Genomic DNA, 12,004 nt, shown 5'->3' on the forward strand with positions numbered 1-12,004 from the left:
GGCGGCGATCTAGCGTGACTCGACGTGAACCCGTTCACCAGGCCGTTGCCGCCACCACCTGAAACCCTGCGGCGCGGGGGGGGGGGCGGGGGGGGGGGGGCGCCCCCCCCACCTCCATATGTGCCCTACGTAGCGCGAGGGCCCCGATGAGGTTCATGAGTTGATCTTCCAGCGTCGACGTCTCGACCCGTTCGGAACCGATGCCGGTCGGCACGCCAACACCTGCCAGCGGAGGAGGCATTCCTCGGAGCTGGCGCTGATTCTCTATTGACACCAAGATGTTTTATGATCTTTCCGGAAAGATCGATTCTCGCGTTCGCCGAAGCGCACGACTCGCGCAGGAGCCGCAATGATGGTTTTGCCGCCTTTCCAGATCCGTCGCCAGCTTCGGGGCCGTGACGGCGGTGGTCGCCGGATCACGGGTCGCGCGACCACACGTCACCAGACCGCGGGGCCGTCGGCTTCTGGTGGATCGGCCGAGCCCATCGATGCGGCCGGATTTGGCGGGGCTCCCGGATCACTCGGGTCGGCGAGCTCACGTGGATGGACGCCCGCCTGCGGTTGGGCGTCTGGCTGCGGTGTCGGGGCGGCGAAGGACGTGTCGGGGATCCAGCCGTCGGGCGCCGGGTAGGGGGTGCCCGGTGGGCGACGGATGTCTGGCAGGCGGTCGGGGGTGGTTCGGGCCGCGAGGGCCGCGAGGGTGGCCTGGGAGGTGGCGGTGGGTAGGTCGCCGTAGCGGCGGTGCAGCAGGGCGCGTAGGTCCTCGGCAGGGATCGCCAGGGCGGCGAGTAGCTGCTCGGTCGAGACCTTGAGTTGGCCGAACACCGGGTCGCCGATCGTGGCGGTCGGGCCTTCGACCGTGAGCGTGACACCCGCGCTCACCTGCCTGGGGTGGTGTGGCGGCGGCCCGGCCAGATTTGACGGGGCGAGGGCTGGGGCACGGAGCTTGCGTTGCAGTCCGCGGTGGGCTGCGGCATGCGCGGCGTCGGCGTTGCCGAAGGGGCCGTGCAGGACGAGGGCATCGGATTCGACGGTGTGCAGGTAGCCGAACCAGGTTCCGAGGAAGATCAGGTTGGCGGGGGCTGCCGGGTCGCCGACGGTGCGGGGCGACAGGAAGCCGCGGGCGCCGCGCGCGACGGGGACTGGTCGAATGCTGGGGCGGACCGCGCTGATGGCAAGCAGGTCACCGAGGCCGGTGACAGCGGGAATGACGAAGCCACGGCCGTCGGGGCCACGGGACCAGGCGCGCTGGGCCCAGCCGTCGACGCTACGTGGCTCGGACCAGTAGGTCGCCATCCGCAGCTGTGCGCCCTGAGGTACGGCGACGGGCAGATCACGCAGCACGCCTGAGGCGTCCAGCCGGCAGCTGTACAACACGGGGTCGCTCGCCGGCCATGGCGGATCTCCGGCTGTTGGGAGCGGGTCAGGAGTCGGGCTCGGACGCCGCCGTGAGGGTCTGGTCGGCGGCTCGCTCATCGGGGCTCCCAGGGGGCGATCCGGAGACGCAGGTCCACGCACGGCCCACGGGGGCGTCGCCGGACAGAGGGTGTGGCGACGCTAGGCGACGGGTGAGCTTCACCGGAGGTAGCGGTCGCAACGAGTGTGTCCATGGCTTCCGACGGTCGAGGGCACGGTCCCGGCGGCGGGCATCACGAAGGCCCCGCAACTGTTCCGGCACACCATTTCGGGCCTCGCGAACGACATCGCGCGCGTACGAAGACCGGGTGCCAGTCGGTCGCGTCGCGCCGTCTGGGGCGTCCTCGGCGAGGGCGGTCGCCAGGCCCTGGGTCTGCCACACCACCGGACGCGAGGGCGTCGACGAGGTCGTCGGCGAGGGCCATTGCTGCGTGCTGACCGGCCGCGACGCCGGGCGTGAGGGCTGTCGTGAGGTCGTCGGTGAGGTCACTGCCCGACACCGTCGGGCCTCGGGATGCCCGCACCCGGTCGGCTCGGCCAGGCGCGGTGCGCGCCGGACTGGCGAAGGAGTCGACATGGCACGGTGGATGCAGGGGTGGCGTCGCGGCAGACGAGAGGCCTCGTCGCCCGGCGGCCGCCATCGCGCGGCCAGTCGCGGTCGTCTGGTGGTGCGGTGTTTCCGGCGCCAGCGCACAGCGCGGGCGGCCGGCGTGCCCGCCGGCCGTTGGTCGGGCCGGCGTCCGGGCGGCGCGGAATGATCGCGACGGCGCGGGTGCTGCGGGTGCGCGCCCGGACGCCTGGGGACCTCACGAAGGCGACACGGGCGGTCGTTCAGTACGCGCAGGGCGGTCAACCGGAGGCGACAGACCCGCTGTCGCGGTACTACGGCCGGGGGCAGGCGCGAGGACGCGCCCGCGGAGCGGCAGCCGGTCTGGTCGGGTTGCGAGCAGACATTCCTGAGTCGGCGCTGTCCCGGGTGCTTCAAGGCCAGCACGCCATCACCGGCCTGCCGCTGCTGACCGCCAGCAGGTCAGCCGGCCGTGCCGCGCGGATCAACCCAGCTGCCACCTCGCAGACGCGAACAGGTGGGTCCGCCGACACGAGCGCACCCACGGCGAAGGGTCTCGCGGCCGACGGCGCGGACGCTGGGCGGCGCGGCGCTCCGGGCGTCGAAGACGACTGGTTGACGCTCGCCGAGGCGGCGGACGTAGCGGGCGTCACCGCGACCTACCTGCGCCGGCTGGTCAGCCAAGCAGCGAGCGGGACCGAAGCGCAGACAAAGGCCCCGCCAGCAGACGCGACCGGGACATCAGCGAACGGTCTGTCCGGGCAGCGAGGTCCAGACGGTCGCTGGTGGGTGCGCCGCAGCGAGCTGGCGGTGTGGTCCGCGCGGCGGACCCCGCCGGCGACGGTGCTGGGCTACGACATCGTGTGCGCGGCGCCGAAGTCGGTGAGCCTGCTGTGGGCGTTCGGCGACGAGGCGCTGCGCGCCGACGTCGGCGCCTCGTTGGACGCGGCGGTCGACGCGACGATCGGCTACCTGGAGCGGCACGCCGCGTTCGGCCAGGTCCGCGGCCACAACCGGCGGGCGGTCGGGCTCGCGGTCGCGTCCTACCTGCATGACGTCTCGCGCAACGACGAAGCGCACCTGCACATCCACAACATCGTCGTCAACGCGGTCGCCGTCCCCGCCGACCCACCCGACGAGACCGCGGACCCTTCGAGGCCACCAGGGGCCGGTGGTTGGGAGTGGCGTGCCGTCGACGGGGAGATGCTGCTCGCGCAGATCAAGACAGCCGGCTATGTCGGCGCGGCGGTGCTACGCCACGAACTGTCGGCCCGCCGCGGGGTCGTCTGGGAGCCCGCGCGCAGCGGGGTCGCCGAGATCGCCGCGTTCCCCGCCGAATTGCTGGCCGCGTTCTCGACGCGGCATGGCGAGGTTGTCGCCGAGTTCACCCAGCTCGTTGCCCAGGGATTGGAACCCTCGGGCCGGACGGCCGCCGTGGCCCAACGGGAGTCCCGGGCGCCGAAGAAGGTGCTGGCCGACGAGCAGGTCGCCGCCGTGCAGCTCGCGCGGCTGACGACCGCCGGGTGGACACCCGAGCGGGTCCGCCAACTCGCGCCGCCACTCCCCCACCCTCCCGAGCCGAAGCGGCTGGCGCAGATCGGCGCTGGCGATGTCGCCGCGTTGTTCGAGTTGCTGGCCGGAGCGGCGGGGTTGACCGCGCATAAGACGACGTTCGTGCGACGTGACGTCGTCCAACAGGTCGCCGCCTGGGTCGGCAATCGCTGCGACGCAGTGCAGATCGAACAGCTCGCCGACCGGTTCCTCGCCGACCGGCGCGTCGTCCTGCTGCACGACACCACCCGCCGCCGGCGCCGCCACGAACCCGAACCCGTCTACACCGTCGAAAGCCTCCTCGTCTCCGAGGACACCCTGCTCGGGTTGTGCAGGCAAGGCCAGGTCACCGAAGGCGCCCCGCCACGCCTGCTCGTTGACGAGGAGACGGTCACCGCGCATCTGGCCGCCGCGACGAACCCTCCGCTACCCGGGTCGGCGGTTGCCGATGCTGGGTCGGTGGCGGGCGGGCCGGCGCTGTCGGGCGAGCAGGCGGAGCTCCTGCGCCGGCTGCTGACCAGCGGCGACCTGGTCCGCCCCGCGGTCGGCGCGGCGGGTACCGGCAAGACCGAGGCGATGCGCGTCCTGACCGGCATCCTGCACGCCGCCGGCCGCCACGTGTTCGCTACCGCGCACGGCGGCCGCCAGGCCGAACAACTCGCCGACCGGATCAACATCCCTGCCCGCGTCGTCGCCAGCTGGCTCACCCTCCTGGAAAACGTCGAAAATCCGGCCGACGTGTGGCCGGCCGGCTCGCTGCTGATCGTCGACGAGGCGACCCAGGTCTCCACCCGCGACGCCGAACGGCTCCTGCGCTACGCGACCCGCACCGGCACCGTGCTCGTCCTGCTCGGCGACCCGGCGCAGCTCGGCTCGGTCGCCGCCGGCGGCTGGTTCGCCCACCTCACCGCTCACTCCCCCGACCTGCCGGAACTGACCACGGTGCAGCGCCAGGCCGGGCCGGAACTGGCCGCGGTCCGCGCCGCGCTCGGCGCGCTACGCGCCACGACCGGCCCGTCGGCCCGCGCCGCGCTCGACCAGCTCGCCGCCCACGGCCGCATCCACCTCGCCGACACCACCGACGTCCTTCTCGAACGCGCCGTCGCCGACTGGTACGCCGAACGCCAGCACACCATCCGAGCCGGCCAAGCCGATCCCGACAAGCCAAGCCCCATCGACGCCGACGGCCCGAGTGGCGCCAGCTCGCCTCAAGCCGAGCCGAGCCAGGCCGGGGCCGGCGCGGCACCAACTCCGGCCGAGCTCAACGACGCGCGTAACGCGCCGGATGAGATGGCGGCCGGGACGTCGAGCCGACCCGAGTCCGGCGCGTCCGCGCAACGCGCCGAACCTGACAGCGCGGATGACACGCCAACCTCAGAAGACGCGCCGGGGCTCGGCGCGTCGAGCCGGACAGCAGCGCGCCGAGCCAGCATGCCGATTGACCGCGACGAGCCAGTCGAGCCAAGCACCGTGCGATCCGCCGGCGCCGGCCGCTCGCGGCACGGTGCGCGGGCAACCACGCAGGCGCGGCCCGTGCGGGTCCACATGATGGCCGAACGCCGCCACGACGTGGACCTCCTCAATGCTGCCGCCCGTACGCTCCTGGCCGCCGACGACACGCTCACCGGGCCTGTGCTGCGGGTCGCGGGCCGGGAGTTCCAGAAGGGCGACGACGTCGTCACGCTGACCCAGGCAGGCCACTCCCTCATCCCGGAAGGCCGGCCCCGTGCGGCCTACATCCGCACCGGCTCCGTCGGTGTCGTCACCGCCGTCCACCTCGCCGACACCGCCGCCGACCAGGCGCTGGAGGTCTACTTCCCAGGCAAGGGAACCGCGCGGGTGCCGTGGACCTATCTGACCCACCGGTTCGACGACGGCCGCGACGGCGGTCTCGGGCACGCCTACGCCATCACCGCCGCGAAAGCCCAGGGCGCGACCATGGACACCGCCCGCGCCGTCGTCCCCGACGACACCAGCCGCCCCGGCCTCTACGTCATGCTCTCCCGCGCCCGCACCGACCTGCACGCCTACGTCCTACGCCGCGACGACCTGCACGACAACGACGACGACGAAACCTGGCTACCCGCACTGGCCGACGCCGACAGCGACCCGCTCCACCAGCTCGCCGACCACCTCGCGCACACCCGCCCGGAACGCCTAGCCACCGACCACGACCCGCACGCCATCGCCGCCCACCAACTCGTGTGCGACCACTCCCTCGCGGACCTGACCGCCCTACGCCGCACCGCCCCCGGGCCGGGCGATCCGCGTGGCCGGCGTGACGAGACCCTGCCGCGGGTCCCGACGGACACCGCGTCACCCGAAGATGTGCCGACGGGCCATCGCGCGCCGAGCCACGGACCAGCGACATCCGTCCCGGCGAGCCGCTCGGACGCGCCAGGCTCGGCTCGTGCTGGCTCTGGCGCGCCGGAGGGAGCCCCCGCGCCGATCGCCGGCAGCGTCCATCCGCGCCGCCGAGCCCCAAACGCGCCCGAAGACGCGCCGCTTCGCACGACGGCACAGCTTGATCACGCCCAGCGCGTATCACGCGCCGTCGAGGGCGAGCCCGACGAGCCGTCATTCGCGCCGGACGCGCCACGCCACGAGCCACGTCGTTCCGGTCTTCCCTGGGCGGTGCTGTTGCGGCGCGCCGAACTCGCCGCCGAAGCAGCGCTACGCGCCGACGCCCTCGCCCAGCAATCCGCCGCACTCCTGGAACGAATCGGCCCCCGGCCACCGACCGGCCCCGACCGAGCCGTCTGGGACGACGCCGTCGCCGCCCTGGCCATCTACCGGGCCCGCTACACGCCGGACGCGCCGGCCGGCGACCCCGGACCGCCGCCCGGCGCCAACCCTCACGACCGGATCGCCGATCCCTGGCTACGTCACCACGACCAGGCCGTCCACCTCGCCGCCACCTGGGCCGCCGGGCTCCCCGAGCACGCGCGGACCCGCTTCGACAGCCACCTTGAAGCGGTCCCGCGCCAGCGCGCGATCGGCGGCCTGCACGTTCTGCTCGACCATGGCCACACCGCCGACCGACTCGAAACCGCCCTCAGCGCCGAACCGTCGGACGACGCACGGACCGGCGCCGCGGTTCTCGACCACCGCGTCACCGCACTGTGCCAGGCTGGGGGCCTAGACCCGACGGTGTACGACCTGCCCACCCCGGCCACCGCCCAGGAGGACTGGAACACCGTCACGCGCCTCCTGCGCACCGCCGAGATCAACCAGCTGGCGACCCAGCCCACCCACACGCTCGCCGCCGCGCGGCGCGCCCTCGACGAACAGCTCACCCAGCCGCACCTGTCCCTGGGCTCGGCCGGTTTGCCCGACCGACCGCAGGCAGACACGCTGGCGCGGCGGGAGGCGCTCGACGCCGCGCTGGACCGCCAGACCAGCACCGCGCTGCTGCGCGCCACAGCCGAACCCGCACGCTACCTCACCGATCTCCTCGGCCCCCGCCCGATCACCGAGCCGGACACGAGTGCCTGGGACAGCGCCGCCCACCGGGTCGAGCACTACCGCCACCATCACGTCGGTCTCCCCTACGGTGCCCCCGCACTGACCGACGCCTCCGACCCGGGCCGCCGCGCGCTCGGAAACCGGCCCGTCGAGCTGGCCGCTGCGGATGCCTACAGACAAGCCCTCCAAATCGGCTTCCCGCACGGGCCGGTGCTTCCGCTGTAAACGCCTGCCGGCAGCGCCGGGCGGCGCGGCCGGCCCGGTCTATCGCAATCCGAACCCTTTTTTCGGGGTTCAGGGCCGCGGAATCGCCGTCCGCTCGGTCGCCCTCCGTATCCTGGCTAGGAATGGTGCCCAGAGCAGGCTCGGCCGACAGCATCATCAACTGGCTCGAATATGCGTTTCATCGGCCCAGCAGTTCCGGAGGCGCTGGTCCTAAGGTCACCGTGATTGTCGGGATCGTGGTCGGGCCGGGACTTACTCGGCTACCTGCTCCTCACACGAGCGCCCGCATCCGGCTGTTGGTCTCAGGATCGGCCGGGTAGAAGGCTTCGACCGTGAGTTCGTCCACCGTGACGTCGGCGGCGGTCTCGACCTTCGCCGCGATAGAGAAGAACGACAGTTCGCCACACTCGTGACGCAGCCGCAGCGGCAGCACCACGTTGTTAGGCGGCAGGGTCGAGCGGGCTCCGCCGGGGTAGTCGGCGAGCTCGTCGTGGAGCTCCCGTAGCCGTTCGTCTCCAGTGTCGTCAGCCCGCCGACGGACCTGACCAAGCAGGTGCGCGCGCCATTGCCCGAGGTTCGCGATCCGCGGCGCCATCCCGTCCGGATGCAGACTCAACCGCAGCACGTTCACCGGCGGTTCGAGTAGATGCGCAGCGCAGCCGGCAGTCAGGACGCCGACCGCGGCGTTCGCGTCCAGCAGCTCCCACCACCGGTTGATCACCAGAGCGGGGAAGGGCTCATGCGCGGACAGCACGAGGCGCAGCGCCGCCTGCACGCTGCCCAGTTCCGGCTCGTCAAGTCCGTGCTGCGGGTAGGCGGGTGCGTAGCCGCCCGCGAGGAGCAGCTGGTTGCGTTCGCGGAGCGGGACGTCGAGGTGCTCGCTGAGGCGCAGGATCATCTCCGGCGTCGGGCGCGACCGTCCTGTCTCCACGAAGCTGAGGTGGCGCGTGGAGATCTCGGCCTGGTTGGACAGCTCGAGTTGGCTGAGCCGGCGCCGTTCGCGCCAGTCGCGCAGGAGCTGTCCGACCGGGCGGGTGGGTAGCGCGGTGACGCTCATACCAGCGACCGTATCCCCCGCCCCGTAAGCCGGCGATTACCTGCCAGGTAACGAGATCGCATTACCTGCTAGGGAATCGACCCGCCCCGGTGCCGCCGGCAGGATCGCCATCGACGAGTAACACAACTCCGGTGGCGAAGGGAAATTCGCTGTGCCTGACCTTCTTGACCATTACCTGGCGTGCTGGAACGAGACCGACGCCGACGCCCGACGGGCACTGATCGACCGCTTCTGGACCGCCGACCCCAGCTACCTCGACCCCCTGGCGCAGGTCCAGGGCCGGGACGCACTGGACGCAGCGATCGCCGCAGTCCAGAGCCAGTTCCCCGGCTTTGTCTTCTCGCCAGCCGGCCCGATCGACGCCCACCACAACATCGCTCGGTTCACCTGGGGCCTCGGGCCGGAAGGCGCCGAGCCGGTCGTCGTCGGCTTCGACGTCGTCATCACCGATAACGAGGGACGCATCGAACGGGTACTCGGCTTCCTCGAACGGGTGCCGAGCTGATTTTTCTCGCCTTCCGATCAGGAGAGAAACAATGACCACTCTCGCCGACGTCAGGCCGGTCCAGATCCGGCCGGAAACGGTCGGCTGGGCGCCGCTGCTCGTGGTGCTCGCCGGAACGTTCGTCACCTTCCTCGACTTCTTCATCGTCAACGTCGCCGTGCCGTCGATCCAGACCGACCTCCACGCCAACCCAGCCGCGGTGTCCCTCGTGGCGGCGGGGTACGGGCTGACGTTCGCGGCCGGGATGATCACGGGCGGGCGGCTCGGTGACATCTATGGGCGCCGCCGGATGTTCACCCTCGGCCTTGCCCTGTTCACCCTCACGTCCGCGGGCTGCGGCCTCGCTCCCACCGCCGGCGTGCTCATCGCCACCAGAATGCTGCAGGGCGCGGCCGGCGCGCTGCTCACCCCACAGGTCCTCGCGATCCTCGGCACCACCTACACCGACTCCCGGCGGAACGCCGCCTTCGCGGCCTACGGGTTCGCGATGGGCATCGCCGGCGTGCTCGGCCAACTCCTCGGCGGGGCGCTGATCCAGGCCGACGTCGCCGGTCTCGGCTGGCGGACGATCTTCCTGATCAACATCCCGGTCGGCCTCGCGACGTTGCCGATGGTCAGCCGGCTCGTGCCGGAGTCGCGTGGGGCCGCGACCCGGCTCGACCTGGTCGGGACAGCCCTCGGGACGGGCACGGTCACGGCCCTCGTCCTGCCCCTCATCGAGGGACGAGAGCACGGCTGGCCAGCCTGGACCTGGCTAAGCCTCGCAGCCGCACCGGCCTTGGCCGTCTGCTTCGCCGCGCATCAGCGACGGCGTTCGGCTCTCGGCCGCGCGCCGCTGGTAAATCTGGCGCTGTTCCGGGACCGGACCTTCTCCATCGGCTGCCTCGCCGGACTCACGTTCGCACTCGTCCCGCCGTCGTTCTTCTTCATCCTCGCGCTCTACCTCCAACGCGGACGCGGCTACAGCGCACTGTTCTCCGGAGTCGTGTTCACAGCGGTCGGAGCCGGCTACTTCGCAGCACTACTCGCCGCCACTCCGGTCGCGCGACGAATCGGCCACCAAGTGCTCGCCCTCGGCGCACTCCTCGTGGCGGCAGGCTGCGTCCTACTCGCCGAGGCGGCACATGCCGGGTCCGCCTGGGACCTCACCCCAGGCATGGCAGTCATCGGGTTCGGCATCGGCCTGGTACTCGTGCCGCTCACCTCGACCGTGCTCGCCGGCGTCGACCCACGCCACGCGGGATCGGCCGCGGGAATCCTCTCGACAGCCCAACAGGTCGGCGGGGCGCTCGGGGTCGCGGTCATCGGCATCGTGTTCTTCCGCCCCGGCGCGATCACCGACGCCTTCGCCGTCAGCCTCTGGGTACTCGCCGGACTCACCACAGCCACCGCCCTCCTGACGCAGCTGCTCCGCCCGAAGCACTGATCTCGCCGACAGCCAACGACCACGGATCGGGCCACCGACATCGGCCCGATCCGTGACCTTGTCGGCGCCTGAAGGGCACGCCCAGCCGGGTAGATGCTCCTCAGCCCCGCAGAGGGCCGCCGAGGGTGGGGTGCGTAGCGACGGGCCGGCCCTGCCCGGACCTCCGCTGCGGCAGCGGTCTTCACGCGCAACGTACCTGGACGATCGCGACCGCGGACTGCGCCTCGACGGCCGTCGAATAGGCTCCCGAAACGTGGGGCAACCGCTGATGGGCGCCGCGGAAATCGCGAAACGGCTCGGTACCGACCGCACCCGGGTCAACCAGCTGTTACGCACCGATCCGACGTTCCCGAAGCCCTACGCCACCCTGGCCGCCGGCCACATCTGGCGTACCGAGGACATTGAGGGCTGGCTCGCCGAACATCGCCCCGACGGCCGATTGCGCCGCCGCAGCGGCGCCGGCGAGAAGAGCGATGACACGTAGGCCGGCGGGCAGCGGGCACGCACCAACGTCCCGGCGCCAATCGGCGGCCAAAACAGTCAGCCGGCGCCCAGGCCACCTGATGTCTGGCGAGGTAGGCGCCGTCAAGCCACAGCGTTGTTCTCCTGCCGGGGCCTGGTGCCGCTGCCGACTTCACGCGGACAGGCGGAGCCCAGCGACGGGGCGGCGCACCTGGGCGATGTAGCGGCGAGCGGTGCCTGCATGGAGATCCACGATCGGCGCCAGGTCGCGGGCGAGGGCATAGTCGGAACGCGGGTCATCGGGGGCGACGCTAGCCAGGAGCGCGATCAGCGCGGCCCGCTTGGTACCCGCCCTCAGCACGGGGACCGGGCCAAAGGTCATGTCAGCGTTCCCCGTCGACGCGGCGACACTCTGCGCTGCCCCGTCCGGCCCGGCGGCGGTGTGCACACCCAAGGGGTTCGCCCCGTCGAGCTCGTCGCCAGGCATCGGGCGAGGACCCTGGGACCTATCGCCGCGAACGCCTTGCGGTTCGGGGCTGGCCGCAGCGGTGAACCCAGCCGGGCCAGGCGTCGGAACACCCGGCGCTCCTAGGCCTGGACCGACCGCAACCGCCGGGTGGCGCCGGCCGGCCTGGCCCTCAGGCACGGAGGAACGGGTGGCGGCACGAATCTGGCCCATCAAAAGCTCGTAGGCGCCGATCAGCGCAGCACTCGGCCACGCAGAGATCACGCGGGCCGCGAGGTCCGGCTGCGCGTGCATGACATTGGCCGCGACGCTCGCCGCCGAGCTGAGAGCCAGCAGCGTGTACGGAAGCCAATTACGGCGACGACCAGCGCGGCTGTCAGCCAGCAGGGTCATCGAGGCCGCGACGATCAGTCCGTCGACGGAGATAGGAATGATCGCCGCGGCAGTCGGGTCCTCGCCGTGGTCGAGGGCGACACCCCTGATGTGGCGGTAGCTGACGGAGGCGGCGATGACCGCGACCGCGAGCACCGCGAGAACAGTCGCGAGGCGGATCCAGGAGTCGCCGTCGCGCCACCGGCGCGGTCGCGTTCGGCTGGGACCACCGGTGCCCACGTCGGGGGCGCTCTGAGCCGCCCAGCCCATGGCGTGAAGCTGAGCGCTTCCGCGCGTGGCGGCCGGAACGCTGTCCGAGGTTGGCGGGAGGACGGTCTGAAGCCGCGGGAAGACGGGCTCAGGGACTGCCCAGCCACCGCGGATCGGAGCGGTCGGAGCGAGGGTCATGTCGTCTCCTGCAGGGGTGTGCGTGGTGCGACGGAGGCGGGGACGGCCGAGCATCGAAATGTCGGGTGTGGCGAAGTTTCACG

Annotated in this window: 7 protein-coding genes; 4 read left to right on the forward strand and 3 right to left on the reverse strand. The window is 72.0% G+C overall.

Annotated elements, in window-relative coordinates; genetic code table 11:
* Positions 1–438: 438 nt before the first annotated feature.
* Positions 439–1,377, reverse strand: coding sequence for a hypothetical protein (locus tag I6A60_RS24670; RefSeq protein ID WP_203013573.1), 939 nt, complete (start codon positions 1,375–1,377; stop codon positions 439–441).
* Positions 1,378–2,170: 793 nt separating this feature from the next.
* Here I6A60_RS24670 and mobF point away from each other — a divergent pair.
* Entirely contained in the window at positions 2,171–7,225 is a 5,055-nt protein-coding gene (gene mobF / locus I6A60_RS41970) for a MobF family relaxase (RefSeq protein WP_238436166.1), read from the forward strand.
* A gap of 271 nt (positions 7,226–7,496) precedes the next feature.
* On the opposite strand, the gene I6A60_RS24680 is transcribed toward mobF, so the two are convergent.
* On the reverse strand, positions 7,497–8,282 hold the full coding sequence (locus I6A60_RS24680) for a helix-turn-helix domain-containing protein (protein ID WP_203013570.1): 786 nt from the start codon (positions 8,280–8,282) through the stop codon (positions 7,497–7,499).
* A 151-nt stretch (positions 8,283–8,433) separates the two neighbouring features.
* Here I6A60_RS24680 and I6A60_RS24685 point away from each other — a divergent pair, with 151 nt between their 5' ends.
* The 3 genes from I6A60_RS24685 (at position 8,434) to I6A60_RS24695 (ending at position 10,697) form a co-directional block, all read left to right on the forward strand.
* Positions 8,434–8,787 carry a nuclear transport factor 2 family protein gene (locus I6A60_RS24685; protein WP_203013567.1) on the forward strand — a complete coding sequence of 118 codons (354 nt, stop codon included), beginning with the start codon at positions 8,434–8,436 and terminating at the stop codon, positions 8,785–8,787.
* Positions 8,788–8,818: 31 nt separating this feature from the next.
* Entirely contained in the window at positions 8,819–10,213 is a 1,395-nt protein-coding gene (locus I6A60_RS24690; RefSeq protein ID WP_203013564.1) for an MFS transporter, read from the forward strand.
* Between the two features lie 253 nt (positions 10,214–10,466).
* The gene (locus tag I6A60_RS24695) at positions 10,467–10,697 is read left to right on the forward strand and encodes a DNA-binding protein (RefSeq protein ID WP_307873850.1); all 231 of its coding nucleotides are present in this window, start codon (positions 10,467–10,469) and stop codon (positions 10,695–10,697) included.
* A 150-nt stretch (positions 10,698–10,847) separates the two neighbouring features.
* On the opposite strand, the gene I6A60_RS24700 is transcribed toward I6A60_RS24695, so the two are convergent.
* A complete protein-coding gene (locus I6A60_RS24700; RefSeq protein ID WP_203013881.1) occupies positions 10,848–11,783 on the reverse strand; it encodes a DUF2637 domain-containing protein in 936 nt (311 codons plus the stop codon).
* Between the last annotated feature and the right edge of the window lie 221 nt (positions 11,784–12,004).

It is taken from the genome of Frankia sp. AgB1.9 (assembly GCF_016786355.1).
Taxonomy (GTDB): Bacteria; Actinomycetota; Actinomycetes; order Frankiales; family Frankiaceae; genus Pseudofrankia.

Bases quoted from the DNA above. Each gene is read 5' to 3' on its own strand.
- mobF (WP_238436166.1), top strand. From the start codon at position 2,171: ATGATCGCGACGGCGCGGGTGCTGCGGGTGCGCGCCCGGACGCCTGGG.
- I6A60_RS24680 (WP_203013570.1), bottom strand. From the start codon at position 8,282: ATGAGCGTCACCGCGCTACCCACCCGCCCGGTCGGACAGCTCCTGCGC.
- I6A60_RS24690 (WP_203013564.1), top strand. From the start codon at position 8,819: ATGACCACTCTCGCCGACGTCAGGCCGGTCCAGATCCGGCCGGAAACG.
- I6A60_RS24700 (WP_203013881.1), bottom strand. From the start codon at position 11,783: ATGGGCTGGGCGGCTCAGAGCGCCCCCGACGTGGGCACCGGTGGTCCC.